17 protein-coding genes are annotated in these 16,382 nt (G+C 71.4%); 14 read left to right on the forward strand and 3 right to left on the reverse strand.

Going from position 1 to position 16,382, the window contains the following annotated elements; genetic code table 11:
* Positions 1 to 3 precede the first annotated feature (3 nt).
* Positions 4 to 2,547 carry a CHAT domain-containing protein gene (locus KUA19_RS12425; RefSeq protein WP_372451788.1) on the reverse strand — a complete coding sequence of 848 codons (2,544 nt, stop codon included), beginning with the start codon at positions 2,545 to 2,547 and terminating at the stop codon, positions 4 to 6.
* A 147-nt stretch (positions 2,548 to 2,694) separates the two neighbouring features.
* Between KUA19_RS12425 and KUA19_RS12430 the strand changes: the two genes are divergently transcribed.
* From KUA19_RS12430 to KUA19_RS12440, 3 genes are read left to right on the forward strand one after another with little or no spacing between them, the layout of a single operon-like run.
* Positions 2,695 to 3,876 carry a S8 family peptidase gene (locus tag KUA19_RS12430; RefSeq protein WP_217396113.1) on the forward strand — a complete coding sequence of 394 codons (1,182 nt, stop codon included), beginning with the start codon at positions 2,695 to 2,697 and terminating at the stop codon, positions 3,874 to 3,876.
* A gap of 23 nt (positions 3,877 to 3,899) precedes the next feature.
* Positions 3,900 to 4,454, forward strand: a complete 555-nt coding sequence (locus tag KUA19_RS12435; protein ID WP_217396335.1) for an RNA polymerase sigma factor — start codon at positions 3,900 to 3,902, stop codon at positions 4,452 to 4,454.
* On the forward strand, positions 4,444 to 4,884 hold the full coding sequence (locus KUA19_RS12440) for a hypothetical protein (RefSeq protein WP_217396114.1): 441 nt from the start codon (positions 4,444 to 4,446) through the stop codon (positions 4,882 to 4,884). Before KUA19_RS12435 ends, KUA19_RS12440 begins: the two co-directional genes overlap by 11 nt.
* 384 nt (positions 4,885 to 5,268) lie before the next feature.
* Here KUA19_RS12440 and KUA19_RS12445 read toward each other — a convergent pair whose 3' ends face one another.
* Positions 5,269 to 6,399 (reverse strand): hypothetical protein, encoded by a 1,131-nt coding sequence (locus KUA19_RS12445; RefSeq protein ID WP_217396115.1) that lies wholly within the window; start codon positions 6,397 to 6,399, stop codon positions 5,269 to 5,271.
* A 112-nt stretch (positions 6,400 to 6,511) separates the two neighbouring features.
* Between KUA19_RS12445 and KUA19_RS12450 the strand changes: the two genes are divergently transcribed.
* The 11 genes from KUA19_RS12450 (at position 6,512) to KUA19_RS12500 (ending at position 15,610) form a co-directional block, all read left to right on the forward strand.
* On the forward strand, positions 6,512 to 7,693 hold the full coding sequence (locus KUA19_RS12450; RefSeq protein WP_217396116.1) for a DUF6891 domain-containing protein: 1,182 nt from the start codon (positions 6,512 to 6,514) through the stop codon (positions 7,691 to 7,693).
* Between the two features lie 79 nt (positions 7,694 to 7,772).
* Positions 7,773 to 8,471, forward strand: a complete 699-nt coding sequence (locus tag KUA19_RS12455) for a M15 family metallopeptidase (protein WP_254549189.1) — start codon at positions 7,773 to 7,775, stop codon at positions 8,469 to 8,471.
* 58 nt (positions 8,472 to 8,529) lie between these two features.
* The gene (locus KUA19_RS12460; RefSeq protein WP_217396117.1) at positions 8,530 to 9,195 is read left to right on the forward strand and encodes an alpha/beta fold hydrolase; all 666 of its coding nucleotides are present in this window, start codon (positions 8,530 to 8,532) and stop codon (positions 9,193 to 9,195) included.
* A gap of 122 nt (positions 9,196 to 9,317) precedes the next feature.
* Positions 9,318 to 9,920, forward strand: coding sequence for a hypothetical protein (locus KUA19_RS12465; RefSeq protein ID WP_217396118.1), 603 nt, complete (start codon positions 9,318 to 9,320; stop codon positions 9,918 to 9,920).
* Complete coding sequence (locus KUA19_RS12470) at positions 9,917 to 10,909, forward strand: tyrosinase family protein (protein ID WP_217396119.1); 993 nt, start codon at positions 9,917 to 9,919, stop codon at positions 10,907 to 10,909. Before KUA19_RS12465 ends, KUA19_RS12470 begins: the two co-directional genes overlap by 4 nt.
* A 292-nt stretch (positions 10,910 to 11,201) precedes the next feature.
* Complete coding sequence (locus tag KUA19_RS12475) at positions 11,202 to 12,011, forward strand: alpha/beta fold hydrolase (RefSeq protein WP_217396120.1); 810 nt, start codon at positions 11,202 to 11,204, stop codon at positions 12,009 to 12,011.
* 230 nt (positions 12,012 to 12,241) lie between these two features.
* Complete coding sequence (locus tag KUA19_RS12480) at positions 12,242 to 12,484, forward strand: hypothetical protein (RefSeq protein ID WP_217396121.1); 243 nt, start codon at positions 12,242 to 12,244, stop codon at positions 12,482 to 12,484.
* 37 nt (positions 12,485 to 12,521) lie between these two features.
* Positions 12,522 to 13,004 (forward strand): GNAT family N-acetyltransferase, encoded by a 483-nt coding sequence (locus tag KUA19_RS12485; protein WP_217396122.1) that lies wholly within the window; start codon positions 12,522 to 12,524, stop codon positions 13,002 to 13,004.
* Between the two features lie 88 nt (positions 13,005 to 13,092).
* Positions 13,093 to 14,292, forward strand: a complete 1,200-nt coding sequence (locus tag KUA19_RS12490) for a hypothetical protein (RefSeq protein ID WP_217396123.1) — start codon at positions 13,093 to 13,095, stop codon at positions 14,290 to 14,292.
* A 179-nt stretch (positions 14,293 to 14,471) separates the two neighbouring features.
* Entirely contained in the window at positions 14,472 to 14,639 is a 168-nt protein-coding gene (locus KUA19_RS12495; protein WP_217396124.1) for a hypothetical protein, read from the forward strand.
* Positions 14,639 to 15,610 carry a golvesin C-terminal-like domain-containing protein gene (locus KUA19_RS12500; RefSeq protein WP_217396125.1) on the forward strand — a complete coding sequence of 324 codons (972 nt, stop codon included), beginning with the start codon at positions 14,639 to 14,641 and terminating at the stop codon, positions 15,608 to 15,610. The genes KUA19_RS12495 and KUA19_RS12500 overlap by 1 nt, the downstream gene beginning before the upstream one ends.
* Before the next feature lie 147 nt (positions 15,611 to 15,757).
* On the opposite strand, the gene KUA19_RS12505 is transcribed toward KUA19_RS12500, so the two are convergent.
* On the reverse strand, positions 15,758 to 16,303 hold the full coding sequence (locus KUA19_RS12505) for a type 1 glutamine amidotransferase domain-containing protein (protein ID WP_217396126.1): 546 nt from the start codon (positions 16,301 to 16,303) through the stop codon (positions 15,758 to 15,760).
* Positions 16,304 to 16,382 lie beyond the last annotated feature (79 nt).

Here is a 16,382-nt window from a genome sequence, read left to right on the forward strand (position 1 = left end):
AGGTCAGGCGGCTCCGGCGCCGAAACACGAGAAACTATGGGCGGTCGCCCAGTGCTCTACTGGTGCCGCGACCTGCGCGGCGGCCAGGGCGGCGGCCGGGTCGGCGCCCTGGCGCAGCCGGTCGTGCAGCTCGAGCATCAGCGCCCGGGTCGCGTCGTCGTCGACCGGGCCGATGCTCGCGACCAGCGTGCGGGTGCCCGCCCCGAGCAGCGCGGCGGTCAGCCCCATCAGCTCATCGCCCGGATGCACCGCCGACAGGCCCGTGTCGCAGGCCGACAGCACCACCAGGTCCGGCGCCCGGTGCAGGCCGGTCAGGTCGTGCACGGTCAGCGGCCCGTCGGCCAGGTCGAGGTGGGAGAACAGCGGATTGTCGGCGCGGAACTCACCGTGCGCGGCCAGGTGCACCAGCCGGGCACCGTCGATGGCAGCCAGGGTCGCGCGCACCGTCGCGTCCGGACCGGCCAGCACCCGCGCGGCGGGCGCCAGCGCGGCCAGTGCCCGCACCTCGCCCAGCGCGTGCTCGGGTCGCGCCGCCGCGACCAGCACGGTCCGGTCGTCGGTCACTCCGCCACCGGCGGCGCTGCGGGCCCACGCCGTCGCCGACGGGGCGACCGCCACCGACCGGCCACGGCAGCTGGGCAGCGCCGACCACGGCAGCGCCTGCAGGGCACCGGTCGGCACCACCACCAGGTCCCGATCGCCGACGAGCCGGGACAGCGGACCGAGCAGCCACTCGTCCAGCTGCCGTACGCCGTGCCGGGCGGCGGCCTCGGCGGCGGCCAGCGACGCCGCCGACCCGTACCGCAGCACCAGCCGCCGCATCGCGAACCGCAGCGCCGCCAGTTCCGCGGCCACGGCCGTCGCCGCGACCAGCGGGCGCAACAGGATCCGCCCGTCGACGGCGACCACGCCCAGCAGTTGCCCGTCCTGCTCGACCAGTTCCACCAGGGCCCGCCCGCCCAGGCCGCCCACGATCTCGTCGACCGAACCGGGCGTCTCGACCACGCCGCCTGTGGTCCGGGTACGCCAGGTGCGGCGCCGGATCGAGTCCTCCAACACACGCTGGCGCTGCAGCGGCCGGGCCCGCCGGATCGCGTCGGAGGAGTATCCGGCCAGCTCCGCGCTGACCCGGCGCAACTCGGCGAGCTCCCGCGCCAGCGCCGGGTCGTCCTGCCCGCGCCCGGCGGGCAGTCGCAGCGTCGCCGCACGCCACCGCTCCGCCCAGCCCAGCACCTGCCGTCCCGACCGCTCCACCAGCGCCAGCCGCACCCCCAACCGGGCCAGCTCACCGCCCTCGGCCGAGCTGAGCACCCGCAGTTCGGTCGCGCCCAGCGCGGCCCGGTACTGGTCGAGCAGGCGCAGCCCGGCCAGCAGCGCACGCCTGGCCCCCGCTCGGTCGCCGCGGTGCAGGCGGTACAGCGCTTGCGCGTGCCAGGCCCGGATGCGCAACCGGACCGGCCCGCGGGCCACGCTGACCGCAGCGAGTTCGGCCAGCGCGTCCGCGTCGCCGGTGGCCGCCGCGCGCAGCCGCGCGTCCAGGGCCTGCTCCGGCCAGCCCGCCGCGTCCAGCGCCGTCGCCAGCGTGCGCAGCAGTCGCGGGCTCGGCCGCGCCATGGCCACCGACTCCAGGTATCTGGCGTGCACCACCCATCTTTCCCGCTGCTGCCGTTCGAAGGCCCGCCGCGCCAGGCGCGCCGACTGCCGCGCCTCGGCGGTGTCCCCGGCGGCCAGCGCCGCCTGGGCGAGCAGCAGCCGCGCCTGCGGCAGCAGCGAACCCAGCCGGGTCGACCCGGCCAGTTCGACCGCGTCGCGGGCCGCCTGGTGGGCCTCAGGCAGCAGCCGGGCCGCCAGCAGCAGCTCCGCCCGGTCGATCAGCGCCTCGGCGGGTCGGCGCCCGCTTTGCCGGAACTGCTCGTCGGCCCGGTCGTACCAGGTGAGCGCCGTGACGATGTCGCCGCCCTGCGCCGCGACGAAACCGAGGTTGTGCTGCACCTGGGCCACGGCCACGGTCAGCGACTGGCCCCGGTACAGCTCCTCGGCCCGCTCCAGATCCACCTTCGCCTGCGTCAACATCCCGCGGTAGGCCTGCAGGACCCCGCGGTTGGTCAGCGCCCGCGCCTGCCACAGCCGGTCGTCGTGGCGCCGGAAGCTCGCCAGCGCCGCACCGTACGCCTCCAGCGCTTCGGTGTCGCGGCCCAGCCGCCGCAGCAGGATCCCGTGCTGCATCCGGGCCCGAGCCAGCGGCAGCCCCTCCAGCACCAGCAGCGCCTGATCGATCTCGCGCAGCGCGGCCCGAGGACGCCCGAGGTCGTTGAGCACCAACGCCAGGCTCATCCGGGACTCGGCCGCCAGCCGCGGATGGTCACGGGCCACGGCGATCGAGCGGCGCAACCGGATGGCGGCCAGCGCCGGATCCTGCAGCTCCCGGGCGGCCAGGCCGAGGATGCGCAGGCTGGTGGACATACCGGGGCGGTCGCGTCCACGTTCGGCCCGGGCCAGCAGCCGTACGCCGAGGGCGGCGGCCCGTTCCGGGTTGGCCATGACCATGGCTAGTACGCGCTCATGCCGCACAACTCTCGCATCGGTCCAATCACCACTGTCGCAAGTGTCGTCGTTGTGACAGACCCCGATGTATCAGGAGGCCACCGCCCGCACTCTGTTGCACGACGCAACACGCCGACCTGGAGGACCACGATGGCAATGTCGCAGGACCGCCTGCACCGCTGGCAGGACCGGCGGGCCCGGAGGATGGCCGAGCTGCCCTGGCTCGGCCAGGAGACCCGCGCCGGTCGCAGGCCCGTCTGGTTCGCTCGCAACGAACTGCTGGTGCTCACCGACCATCGGCAGTCCGCCGAACGGGTGCTCGGCGGCCTCGGCCACACCGACCGGGTGAACGAGACCGTCGTGGCGCCCGGCCTCCTGCGGCTGACCGCGGACGGCCTGGACGTGCCCGCCGCCGCCCGCAAGGTACGGCAGGCGGCCGCACGTGACGGCGACGACCGCACCGTCGCGGCGCCCAACCATGTGTTCGTGTCGACCCCGTTCGAGCACGGCGGCCCGTTCGGACCCCCGCAGCCCGCCGCCCAGCCCACCACCTCGCCGACGGTCGACAAGCCGCGCCGGGACGTGCCGGTCATGGTGATCGACACCGGCGTGTGGCGCGAGAGCCCGCTGCCGTCGCACGCGTACACGGCCACGGCGGCCGACTTCGAGACCGACACCGACGTCGACGACGACGGTGTGCTGGACGGCGACGTCGGCCACGCCAACTTCATCATCGGCGTCATCGCCGCGCAGACCGCCAAGGCCGACGTCCGCGCGGTGCGTCTGCTGGACACCTTCGGACTGTGTACCGAGGCCGACCTGATCGCCTCGTTCGACCGCGTCAGCGACGAGAAGCTGATCAACCTGTCGCTGGGCGGCTACACCCTCGACGACCAACCGCCGCTGGCGCTGTCGGTGGCACTGGGGCAGCTGCTCACCGGGCGCGACCGGCTCGTCGTCGCCGCGGCGGGCAACGACGGCCTGCGCGACCGCCCGTTCTGGCCCGCCGCGTTCGCAGGCACGGCGCAGCCGTGGGCGGGACAGATCGTCGCGGTCGCCGCGCACGACGGCAAGGGCCTGTGCGACTGGAGCAACGCGGGCCCCTGGGTCACCGTCATCGCGCCCGGCGAGGACATCACCAGCACGTTCGTCAAGCACAGCCAGTTCCCGACCGGCTGGGCGCTGTGGAGCGGGACCTCGTTCGCCACCCCGCACGTGGTCGGGCTGCTCGCCGAGCAGACGGCCCGCAGCGGTTCGACCGAGGTGGCGCTCAAGTCGGTCCTGTCCACGGCGGCGCTGCGCTCCATCGGCGGATACCCGGGGCTGTCATGAGCCAGGGATCGCAGGAGACGATGCTGCCCGAACCGGACACGGGCGCGCTGCTGGAACGGGCTGCCGCAGGCGACCAGCAGGCCTGGAACGCGCTGGTCGACGCCTACTCCGGGCTGGTCTGGGCGGTGGCGCGCAGCCACCGCCTGGGTTCGGCCGACGCCGCCGACGTCTTCCAGGCCACCTGGCTGCGCCTGGTCGAGCACCTGGGCGCCATCCGCGAACCGGACCGGCTGGGCTCCTGGCTGGCCACCACGGCCCGGCGCGAGGCGCTGGCGGTGCTGCGCCGGGCCGGGCGGGACCTGCCCGTCGGGGACCTGACCACGCTGGAGCCGCGCGACACCGTCGGCGACGCGCCCGACCACGACCTGCTGCGCCGCGAGCGCGACCGTGCCCTGTGGCAGGCCGTACGTGAGCTGCCCGCGCAGTGCCAGGCGGTGCTGCGGCTGCTGCTGCTCGACCCACCACCCAGCTACGCCGAGGTCAGCGCGGCCTTGGACATACCCATCGGCAGCATCGGCCCCACGAGAGCACGCTGCCTGGACCATCTCCGCAGGAGGCTGAGCAGCGATGCCGCATGACCACGACCGTAACCCGACCGAACTGCGTGGGCTGGCCTCGCGGATGGACCCCGTGCCGACGCACCTGCTGACGATGGCGAAGGAGGCGCTGTCCTGGCGCGACACCGACGCCGCGCTCGCGCAACTGGTCAAGCAGGTGGAACTGGCGGGCGTCCGTGGCGACACCCCGCCGGACCTGTTCACGTTCACCGCGGGCGACCTGACCATCGAGGTCGAGGCGGCCGTCACCGGCGCCACGGTCGCGTTGACCGGGCAGCTCGTGCCGCCCCAGCGCGCCCGCATCCGGGTCGACCACGCCGACGGCCCCACCTGGGTCGACGCCGACGCGTTGGGTCGCTTCTGCGCGACTGGTGTCGCGCGGGGGCACCTGCGGCTCTGCTGCTACCCCCAGGACGACGGACCGGTCCAGACGTCCTGGACGCTCATCTGACCGCTGCCGCCCATACGCCGATCCCGGCCCCCGGTCCACGGCACCGGCCTGAACCCAGGCCGGTCTCGCCGCCGGGGCCGACTCGCGTGCGCCTGTGTCTCCACCCGCTCGTCACCCGGCGCCGGTCGCGCCGGGACGGCACGGCCGACCGGACCGTGCGTCGTCGCGTCGAGGTGGAACACGGGCGCTCCTGTGTCGTGATGGGACCGCTACTACAGAATAGAGAGGCATCGAGCAGCGGTGATACCCCGGACGATCGTCGCAAGGACGACTGTGCGGCCACGGTAGCCCGAACGGAGGAAGGCCTCCCGAAACCGGGAGGCCTTCCGTATCATTCGGCGCCCTCGCCGATGCCGAACCTGGTCAGCGGATCCGCGACAGTGGTCAGCGGATCCGCGACAGGTTGATGGCGGGCAGCGCGGGCGCCGCGTTCATCCGCAGAAGGTCGACCTGGACCCGCAGGGCCTGTCCCGGCTGCAGCCACGGCACCACCGGCTTGACCTTGGACAGGTCGCCCTTTTCCCACCGGTCGGAGACGGCGCGGCTCGCCTCCTCCAGGGCGACCTGGACCATGCCCGGGTCGAACTGGTGGTTCTGCCCGAGCGCCCCCGCCGGGGCAAGCACCGGCAGCAGCGCCATCGCCTGCTCGAACAGGTACGGCCGGAAGCGCCGCTCGTCCTCCCACGCCAGCTTGATCGGCTTCATCTGGTTGGCCGCCATGACGTTGACGTACGCCGGGTCGATGGCCTTGACGTACGTCGTCAGCTGCGACACGTTCCAGTTGCGGACCAGCTCGTAGCCGTACACCTGCTTGCTGGTGAGCAGCCCCAGGTAGAACTGCTCGCCGGCGGCGCCCGGGTTGTGGATCGTGGTGCCGAACTGCAGGATGGCGGCCTGCTCCGCGGCGACCGCCGCCCCGCCCGCCCCGAACGGTCCCGCCGGCGCTGCCGGTACGGCAGGCAGCGGCATGAGGTTCGCGGTCGGGTGCACCGCGAAAGGCGCGCCCGCGCCGTAGGCGGCGTAGATCGGCGCGTACGTGGCGATCCAGTTGTTGATCGTCGCCAGGGCCTGCGCGGGCAGGGCGTGCGCGCCCCCGACCAGCGCGGGGAAGTTGTTGGCGTTGCCGCCGGGCGCGAAGATGGTCGCCAGATCGCGCACGTACAGCTTGAACGTGTCGTACTCGGCGATGATCTTCTGGTTGCCGAGGTCGCCGACCGGGGTGGCCTTGGACAGCGCGGCGGCCGCCGCGACCTTCGGGTTCAGCGCGTTGTTCACCTCGAACAGCAGGTTGTCCAGGATGTCCTCGGGCCCGGCGGCGTTGTGTCGGATGGTGATGGTGTTCGTGGCGCTGTCGTAGTCCGGTCGCACCCCGCCCGCGGCGATCGTGCCGTCGACGACGATGTTGACCTGCGGCGCGGCTCCTGGCCAGACGGCTGCGAGCAGGTGTACCTGCAGTGCGGCCGTGGTCGCGCTGGCGCCCACGTTGTACTGGTTGATGGCGGGCTGGTAGTTCATGCGGCTCTCCTCTGGTTTGGTGCCCTGTGCCAGACAGAGCCCCCGGAGCCGGGTGCTGATACGTCGTGCACCGGACGTATCAGCCGGGCGCGCTGCTGCTACGTTGCCCGGCGTGCCACTCGAAGATGCCGAAGTACAGCTCGCGGCCCACCACGTCCGTTGGCAGGTCGCCCTCGGCAGTCAGACCTGTACCCGGATCGTCACCGGCGTGACGGAATTCCTGCACGGCAAAGCCGAACCCGCCGAACTGCGCGCGCTGGCGTGGCGCCTGGTCGGTCCGGCCTTTGCCGCGCATCTGGCGGAGCAGGACAGGTGGCCTGAACGGACCGACGCGGACCGGCTCACGGACGCCTTCCGCACCCTCGACATGTCCGGGATCGTGGCCCGGGAGGACTTCGCCTGCTGCCAGAACTGCGGCACGACCGAGATCGCGGACGAGCGGGGCAAGGACCAGGCAGCCCGGGGCTACGTGTTCTACCACGCCCAGGATGCCGAGCGCATGGCCGACGGCGGCAGCCTGTGGCTGGCGTTCGGTGGGTTCGCCGAACTGCCGGACGAGCAGATCGGCGTGGAGATCGCCGCGGCGCTGCGAGCCGAAGGGCTCCAGGTCGACTGGGACGGCTCGGCCGGCCGTCGCATCCACGTCCGGCTGGACTGGAAACGCCGCAGGTTCGGGCGGTTGGCCGCCCATGTCGCGTACGACCCGGCGGAGCCCGAGGTGACGGCCACGATCGACCTGGGCCGCCGCGTCCGCAGTCTCGACCCGATGCCGGTCACCGCCCTCGCCGCCATCGAACTGCCCTGGCTGCCGACCGGCGCCACGCTGGAGGTCGAGGCGTACGGCAGTACGCAGCGGATCACGCGCGACGGGCACCGCCTGCTCGCCGGCGACCGGGCCACGGGCCGGTTCGATGGGTTGCGGCTGCTGCGCGGGGACGACGTCCCGGGCGTGCCGAACGAATCCGGCATCCTCGACGTGACCTACGAAGCCCTACCCAGCGGTCCCATCGTCGGTCAGGGACAGCCGATGACCTCGGCCGAGGTCATCGACGTGCTGCGGCGCCTGCCGACTCGGACCGGGTCCTGGCTGTCGGCGTCGAGTCCGAGCGGTGCCGTCGTTCAGCTGAGCTGCGACGACGGGCGCCTGTGGCTGGAGACCCCTCACCCGGAGGACGCCACGGCGACCGGTAAGCATGCGACGCTGGTCGAGGCCGAACGGATGCTCACAATCCTGGCGGCGGAGGACCGTTCCGCGGTCGCCGAGCTGGACGGCGTCACGCGCCAGCCATGGTGACCGGAACACCGGCGGTGTGAACGGGATGTGAGCGTTCGCGCTCATGCCGGGCTAACGCCGACTGCGGTGAGCTGTGCTCATGACCGAACTGCTGACCAGCCCGCCCGCGCCTGCCGTCGCCCAGTCACCGATGATCCTGCTGTCCGACCCGCGTATCGCGGCTGTTCCCCTGGGTGACAACGGCGAGTGCCTGGTCGACCTGCGTGAGGTGCCGGGACTGCTGGTGGATGGACGGCTGGCCGACGCGGCCGGGGCCTATGCCCACCTGCGCGAAGGCACCGTCGAGCGGCTGCTGCGGGCGCAGCGGACCCTGCCCGGCGGGCTGCGGTTGCTCGTCATCGAGGCGTACCGGCCGCTGCGGCTGCAGACCGCCTACTTCGAGCAGTACCGCGAGCAGCTGCGCGAGGTCCGCCCCGACTGGGACGACGCCCGCCTGCACGTCGAAGCCAGCAAGTACGTCTCGCCGCCGCAGGTCGCCCCGCACAGCACCGGCGGCACCGTCGACCTGACCCTGTGCACCGAGGACGGCGTCGAGCTCGACCTCGGCACCGAGGTCAACGCGACCCCGCTGGCCAGCCAGGACGCCTGCTTCACCGCGTCGCCTCGGGTGTCGGCGCAGGCCCGCCGCAACCGGGAGATCCTGTCCACCGCGCTGCGCGGAGCGGGACTGGTCAACTACCCCACCGAGTGGTGGCACTGGTCCTACGGCGACCGCTACTGGGCGCTCACCACCCGTGCCGAGCGCACCTGCTACGGACCGGTCGACCTGCCCCGGTAGCGGCGGCGTCGCCCCACGCGGTGGTGTCTACGCCGCCGCAAACGGGTATCAGTAGAGGATGACCACGTTCGTACTGATTCACGGGGCCGGAGACGTCGGCTGGTACTGGCACCTGGTGGAGGCCGAGTTGCGCGCCCGGGGCCACGACACCGTGGCACCGGACCTGCCCTGCGAGGACGACAGCGCCGGTCTGCCGGAGTACGCCGACACGGTCGCGGCGGCGGTCGGCGACCGCAGAGACCTGGTCGTGGTGGGGCAGTCGCTGGGCGGATTCACCGCCCCGCTGGTCTGCACCCGCCTGCCGGTACGCCAGCTCGTCCTGGTGGCACCGATGATCCCCGCACCCGCGGAGGCACCCGCCGAATACTGGACCGCCACCGAGTACGCCCGCCAGGCGCACGAGCAGTACGACGACCCGATCGACCTCTTCTACCACGACGTGCCGGCGCAACTGGCCGCCGAGGCGTTGCGCCGCGGCCGGACCCAGTCCGAGGCACGACTCGGTGAACCGACGCCGATGACGGTCTGGCCCGACGTGCCGACCCGGGTGCTGATCGGCCACCGGGACCGGATGTTCCCGCCCGCCTACCTGCGCCGCGTCGCCCAGGACCGTCTGGGCAGGACACCGGACGAGATCGACACCGCGCACACCCCGGCCCTCAGCCGCCCCACCGAACTCGCCACCCGCCTCGACGAGTACGCCCGCCACGCGCACACCCACTGATCCGGTCGACCCGGCCGTCGGATGTCCGAATGCCGTCGCGTCGTTGCCCCCGCGTGGGCGCGGTGACACAGTGCGGTGGCCCCGCGTATGAGCGGGGATCGCGGTAGGACGGTGGAGGAACAGTGAGTTTTGTCAGGGATGAGGGCGGCGGCGGGTCCACCGACTTCACGGCCGCGCTGCGGGCCGGGGGCTACGGGTTGCCCGATCCTTCGACCGCCGGGCATGGCCACAGCCACGGCACGAACGGGGTGTCGTCGTCGGTGCGCACGGCCGTGCACAACGGGCACGAGATCCGCATCGAGACGACGTACGCGATCACGATCGACGGCAAACCGCTGGAGGGCGGCCTGGAGGTGTTGGACAACGGCGCCGTGCACTACCACGGCCTGCCGCAGTACGCGCTGCCGTCGGCGATCGACCTGTGCAAGCGGGTCCTGGACTACTTCGGCACCCAGCCCCCGGCCATAGACGAGCTGGGCTGCCTGGTCGGCGAGCACAGCGACTGCTGCGCCTGCCCTCCGGGCGAGACCCACGCCGACGGACACGAGCACGCCGACGGACACGAGCACGCTGACGGACACGAGCACGCCGAGGGCCACGACCACGCCGACGGACACGACCACGCCGAGGGCCACGAGCACGCCGCACCGCAGCCCCAGGTGGAGCAGCACGACCACGAGCACGAGCACGAGCACGGCCACGAGCATGGGGAGGACCACCGGTGACCGCCGTACGCGCCAACATCCAGACCTCCGACAGCGCCCGGCAGAAGTTCCTGGCCGGGGTCGTCGCGCTCAACGCCGAGCAGTCCGGCTACACCACCTCTCAGCTCAACCAGCTGCTCGCGCCGTCCATCCCGGGCTTCCGCCTGTACGGCGTGGACCAGCAGCTGACCACCTGGGACCTGTTCGTGCTGTGGCACTTCGTGTCCATGCAGATGCCCAGCAACCCGTCGCGGCCCATGCGCAACCTGGCCCACGGCGGCCCGATCTTCCTGCCCTGGCACCGGATGTTCCTGCTGCGCCTGGAGCAGCAGCTCCAGCGGGTCACCGGCGACGCCGAGGCCGGGCTGCCGTACTGGGACTGGACCGCCGACGGCGGCCTGCCAGCCGAGCAGCAGCACGCCAGCTCGCTGTGGGGCGAGGCGGGCCTGGGCGAGTCGCGCGGTGACGTGGTCAGCGGCGCGCTGAGCCCGTTCCGGGTGCGGCTGGTCGGCCACGGCACGCAGTTGTGGTCGATCGCGCCCCGGCCGCTGCAGCGCGCGGCGGGCACCGACGCCGGGGTGCCGGGCCTGCCCACCCCCGACGACGCCAAGTGGGCGCTGGAGGAGAACCTCGCCTACGACAGCCTGCCCTGGGACGTCAGTTCCGACGGGTTCCGCAACCGGGTGGAGGGGTGGATCGACCCGCGCCGTCCGCAGCAGGCGGGCAGTCCGCAGATGCACAACCGGGTGCACGTGTGGGTCGGCGGGGACATGGGGCCGGGCAGCTCGCCCAACGACCCGCTGTTCTACCTCAACCACTGCAACATCGACCGGCTGTGGGAGGCGTGGCTGGCCCGGGGCGGCCGCGTGTACCTGCCGGGCGCGAGCGACGAACAGGTGCCGTCGGGTCAGGGGCTCAACGACACCATGGTGACGCTGCTGGGGGAGCCGCTGCGCCCGGCCGACGTGCTGGACGCGTCGGCCTGGTACAGCTACGACACCACGGCCTAGCGTTCCGCCTCCGAGCGGGCCGTACCGGAAGCACTGTGCTTCCGGTACGGCCCGCTCGCGCGTTCTCTACGGGAGCGTCTCGTCGAGGGGACAGGGTGCGCCGATATAGCATTCACCGTCATACCATTGCAACGCTCAGTGCGATTTTCGTTGCATTAAGATCAAGGTAGTTGCAACGAAAATATCAAATCTAGCTGGAGAAACACGGCATTTCAGCAACGAACGTGTTGCTAGATTATTGAAGGCAACGTAGCGTTTCCGTTATCAGAAACAACGAGAGCGGGAGTGCGCGATGCGGAACATGTGGACCGGCATGGTCGAGATCGACGACACGGCCCTGGCCGTCACCGACCCCGGAGGTGACGGCCTGCCCGTGGTGTACCTGAACGGCCAGTTCGCCACCCAGGGTTACTGGCGGCGAGTCATCGCCGAACTGGGGCCGGGATGGCGGCACATCACCTACGACGAGCGGGCGCGCGGCAGGAGGTCGAAGACCTCGGCGGACTACTCCTTCGAGGCCGCCGTCCGGGATGTCGACGCAGTGCTCGCGGCCAGGGGAGTGGACCGGGCACTGGTGGTGGGCTGGTCGTACGGGGCGGTCGTGGCGGCGCACTGGGCCGACCGGAACCCGGAGCGGACCGTGGGCGCGGTCATGGTGGACGGCGCGTTCCCCCACGACTGGCTCGACGAGGCCATGGAGCAGCGGATCCGCATGCTGTTCAAGCGGATCGGCTGGTTCTCGCCGCTGCTGCGCCCGACCGGCCTGGTCCCGCGGATGACCGCCGCGCAGCAGGCTGAGAGCAACATCGAGCTCGGCAAGCTCTCCCGCGAGAGCGCGCTGGGCCCGGTGCTGGACGCCATCGCCGTCCCGGCGCGATATGTAATCGCCTCGGGCACCTCCTTCGGCAGCCGCAGTGACGAGCAGGAGCGGATCCGCGCGAGCCTCGACCGGGTGACCGTTCGCAACCCGAACATCGCGATCAGTGCGAAGGTCGCCAGTAATCACGGCGCGATCCTGCGCAAGGACGCCTCGGCCATCGCCGCGGCGGTGCGCGAGGTCGGCGCTCTGGACGGGAAGGGCGTGGCTCGGCCGCAGAACTGACGGTCGACAGCTCGTGTGGACGTGGGGCGGACGCCTGTCGGTGTCCGCCCCACGCGTGTCGGAGCGCGACGGACGTCACGGTCGACGATACCCCCCGGGGGTACTATCGTCGGGTCGACGGCGCGGTGGCGCGCCGGACGGGACTTTTCGGGGTACCGTCACAAATGATGATCATGGTCAGTGAGGTGCGACGATGACACACCAGCACGCGGCCCACGGTCCGGCCTCCGTTGATCACGGCCATCACGCCGGGCACGACGATCAAGCAGAACCTGTTCTGGGCCGCGATCTACAACCTGCTCGCCATCCCGGTGGCGGCGGGAGTGCTCTACCCGAGCCTGGGCCTGCTGCCGCAACCGCAGTGGGCGGCCCTGCTCATGAGCGCGTCAACCATCATCGTCATCTTCAACGCGCTGCTGCTGCGCCGCCACAACCCGCCCGCCCGGCCCGCCGCCGCACCGGCCGCAGGCTGACGGCCGAGCGCGGCGGCGCCTCCGATAGGGTCGGCGCGTGCGACTGCAGCAGCTCGGGGCCGAGCACCTGGCCGCCGTCCTCGAGTTCGAGACGGTCAACCGCGCGCACTTCGCGGCCACGATCGCCGACCGGGGCGACGAGTTCTTCGCCGACTATCCCGCCCGCCACCAGGCGCTGCTGCGCATGCAGGTGGCGGGCACCGACCTGTTCCACGTGCTGATGACCGACGAGGGCGCGGTCGCGGGTCGGGTCAACCTGGTCGACATCAGCGACGGGGAGGCGGAGCTCGGCTACCGCGTCGGCCGCGACTTCGCCGGTCGAGGCCTGGCCACCCGGTCCGTCGGCCAGGTGTGCGAGCTCGCGGAAACCGTGTACGGCCTCAGCCGCCTGCGGGCCGAGACCGCGTTGACCAATCACGCCTCTCGCAAGGTGCTGCTGCACAACGGGTTCGGCCTCGTCGCCGCCACCGGCACCAGCCTTTTGTTCCGTCTTGAGCTGCGGCGGCGCACTCGGCCCTGACCGTGCTGGGCGGGGTCCGCGACGGTTGAACATAGAGATCAATGAGCGTATGGTGCACTCTCTGTCTCAATCGGGGAGGTTTTCCACGGTGTCCATACGCAACAGGGTCTTTGTCGGGCTGGTGGCGGGGGCGACGCTCGTGGCCACGCTGGTGACCGCACCCAGCGCCCAGGCCGCGGCCGCACCGACCACACTGCCCAACAGCCAGTTCACCCTGGCCGCCAACTACCACCAGTACGACGCCCTCAACACCGCGCTCGTCGGCATCCTGGGCACGGCGGCGGTGCACACGGTCATGGACAACGCCAACCACGACCGCACCGGCATCACCGACTCTCTCGGCATCGCCGGCTACAACGGCGGCTTCAAGTTCGACTCGGGTGACGACGGCGACTGCGCGAACTACCCGCAGGGCATCACCACCAGCCGCGACGCGGTCGGCACCGCCAACAGCGGCAACTACGACGGCCACCAGTTGGTCGTGGTCAGCTGGTACACCAAGGACAGCTGCGGCGGGGCGCAGGAGCGCAGCCGGATCACGCTGGTCGACTGGGACGCCACGTACCCGAACAAGTACCGCAAGGTGCTGCTGGTCGAGCCGACCGGCACCACGGCGGCGCCGAACTTCCGCGACATCCCGATCCACGCGGGCGGCGTGTCCTGGTACGGCGACTACCTGTACGTCGCCGACACCGGCCGGGGCATGCGGGTGTTCGACATGCGCAAGATCCTCAAGACCGACACCGGCGGCACCGCCGACCAGATCGGCCGGGTGAACGCCACCACCTACTACGCCCACAACTACGCCTACGTGCTGCCGCAGATCGGCACGATCACCGCGAGCACCGCCTCGGGCGTCACGGCGCTGGCCTGGTCGTCGATCTCGCTGGACCGGGTGAGCAAGTCGATCGTGATGACCGAGTACACCTGCCAGTCCGGCTGCACCGACTACCCGAACCGGGCGCCGCGGGCGATCCGGTTCCCGTTCGCCTCGGGCGCGACCACGTTCGCCGCGTCCACCACCGCGTCGCAGGCGCTGCAGCTGCCCTGGTACAAGCTCAACGGCGTCGCCTCGCACAACAACCGCTGGTGGTTCAACTCCTCCGGGTCCAAGCAGCTCTACTACTGGACCCCGGCTGACGGTTCGCGCACCTTCGCCTGGGTCGGCGGCGGCGAGAGCATCAGCTACTGGGAGGACGACACCAATCCCGACCTGCTGTGGTCACTGCAGGAGACGGTCGGCCACCGCAACGTCTTCAACGTGCTGCAGGCGAGTTACGGCGCCTGACCGCAACCGTCGTGAGGGGGCGGGCATGCCTACGGGCATGTCCGCCCCACGCTGTTCAGGTGAGGGGCAAGAAAGAAAACTTCATACGAAGAAACCACTATGACAACTATCGACATAGATGGGCGTCGCGCCGTATCGTGCTGGCACCGGTTCCACACCTCCCTCGCAAAAGGAGTGCCATGAACCCAAGCCCACCCCGTCAGCTGCCACGCCGCGCCTTCCTCGGCATGCCGGTGCTCGTCGCCGCAGCCGTGACCGTGGCGCCGCAGGCCGCGAACGCCGCGACCGCCGCCGCCGCCAAGCCTCGCGTCGTGGAGTGCGCCGCCGACCTGATGACGGAGTCCTGATGGCCAGCATCCCGTGGCTCGCCGACGTCCTGCGGGCAGAAGGCGTTCCGGTCGTCGAGGAAGGCGACTGGCTCAACCGCAAGGTCACCGGCTCGTTCGACCCGATCGGCGTGCTGTGGCACCACACCGCGGCGTTCTCCAGCGCGAGTAACCCGCACCCGGCGCTCAACACCGTCATCAACGGCCGCTCCGACCTGCAGGGGCCGCTGGCTCAGGCGCTGGTGGACTACAACGGCGTGTTCCACATCATCTCGGCCAACCGGTGCAACCACGCCGGTGCCTCGCGTGGCAGCGGCCCGATCCCGGCCGGTGACGGCAACACCCTGATGATCGGCTGGGAGATCGACTACGGCGGCGACCAGGCCACCGACCAGGCGATGACCGCCGCGCAGTACAACAACTCGCTCAAGGCCACCGCCGCCGTGCTGCGCCGCCTCGGCCGGGACGCCAGCTACGCCCGAGGCCACCGCGAGACCAGCACCACCGGAAAGATCGACCCCTCGTTCATCGACCTCGACGTGATGCGGGCCGACGTCGCCCGCCTGCTGAACCCCACCCCCGGTTGGTCGTCGATCGTCGACAACGCGACCGCGGGCCGGTTCACCGCCTCGACGAACTGGGGCACCTCGACCTACTCGACCACCCGCTACGGCGCGGACTACCGGTACGCCAACCCGGTCAGCGCCAGCGACACCGCCAAGTACAAGTTCGCCATCCCGGCGGCGGGCAACTATCGGGTGGAGGCCTGGTACGCGTCCAACGCGGGCTACAACAACTCGGCCCCGTACATCATGGTCACCAGCGGCGGCAATCAGACCGTCTACGTCGACCAGCGCACCGGTGGCGGTGCTTGGCGCACCCTCGGCACGTTCAACTTCAACGCCGGGGACTTCGACGCGGTCATGGTCAGCCGCTGGACCAGCGGCACCGGCTACGTCATCGCGGACGCGGTCAGACTCACCCAGGTGTGAAATACAGCGTGGGCGGGACCGCGACCCGGCCCGCCCACGCCGTCCTCTCACCGTGGCCGCAGTTTCGGGGAAAGTGCCGGAATCTTGGCCCGCTTTCGAGCAGTTTCCCCGAAACTGCAGCCTCCGCCGCGGCGCAGCGGAGATCGACTAGTGCTTGAGTGAGTCGACGAGTTGGGCGCAGAAGGCGGGCAGGTCGTCGGGCTTGCGGCTGCTGATCAGCGGGAACAGGCCGTTCGTGCACACGGCCAGTTCCTGGTCGGTCCAGTTCGCCCCGGCGTTGCGGTAGTCGGTCGCCATGCTCGGCCATGACGTGATGGTGCGTCCGGTGACGGCGTCGACGTCGATGAGGATCCAGCCGCCGTGGCAGATCACCGCGACCGGTCCGCCGGTGGCCAGGAAACCGCGCACGAACTCGCGCGCGGGCTCCTGCCAGCGCAGCAGATCGCCGTTGGCGACACCACCCGGCAGCACGAGGGCCCGGTACCGGGCCGGATCGGCGTCACCGGCGGTCTCGTCGACGGCGAAGGCGTCGGCGGGCTCCAGGTGGTGATAGGCCTGCACCTTGCCCGGCTCGGGCGACACCAGGCGCGGGGTCGCCCCGGCCTGCTCGACGGCTCGCCAGGGTTCGGTCAGCTCCGCCTGTTCGATGCCTTCCCGGCTCACCAGGAACGCCACCGCGAGTTCGCTGCTCACGGCACACCTCCTCCAACTGGTCCGACCGGTCTGATACCCCGTCGGCGGCCCGCCCCAAACCGGGCCGGAAGGCGGTGCT

It is taken from the genome of Catellatospora tritici (assembly GCF_019083965.1).
In the GTDB taxonomy this organism is placed as follows: Bacteria; Actinomycetota; Actinomycetes; order Mycobacteriales; family Micromonosporaceae; genus Catellatospora; species Catellatospora tritici.

Coding starts and splice junctions, on each gene's coding strand:
- KUA19_RS12460 (WP_217396117.1), top strand. CDS start 8,530: ATGACCACGTTCGTACTGATTCACGGGGCCGGAGACGTCGGCTGGTAC.
- KUA19_RS12430 (WP_217396113.1), top strand. CDS start 2,695: ATGGCAATGTCGCAGGACCGCCTGCACCGCTGGCAGGACCGGCGGGCC.
- KUA19_RS12440 (WP_217396114.1), top strand. CDS start 4,444: ATGCCGCATGACCACGACCGTAACCCGACCGAACTGCGTGGGCTGGCC.
- KUA19_RS12500 (WP_217396125.1), top strand. CDS start 14,639: ATGGCCAGCATCCCGTGGCTCGCCGACGTCCTGCGGGCAGAAGGCGTT.
- KUA19_RS12455 (WP_254549189.1), top strand. CDS start 7,773: ATGACCGAACTGCTGACCAGCCCGCCCGCGCCTGCCGTCGCCCAGTCA.
- KUA19_RS12475 (WP_217396120.1), top strand. CDS start 11,202: ATGCGGAACATGTGGACCGGCATGGTCGAGATCGACGACACGGCCCTG.
- KUA19_RS12495 (WP_217396124.1), top strand. CDS start 14,472: ATGAACCCAAGCCCACCCCGTCAGCTGCCACGCCGCGCCTTCCTCGGC.
- KUA19_RS12425 (WP_372451788.1), bottom strand. CDS start 2,547: ATGGTCATGGCCAACCCGGAACGGGCCGCCGCCCTCGGCGTACGGCTG.
- KUA19_RS12445 (WP_217396115.1), bottom strand. CDS start 6,399: ATGAACTACCAGCCCGCCATCAACCAGTACAACGTGGGCGCCAGCGCG.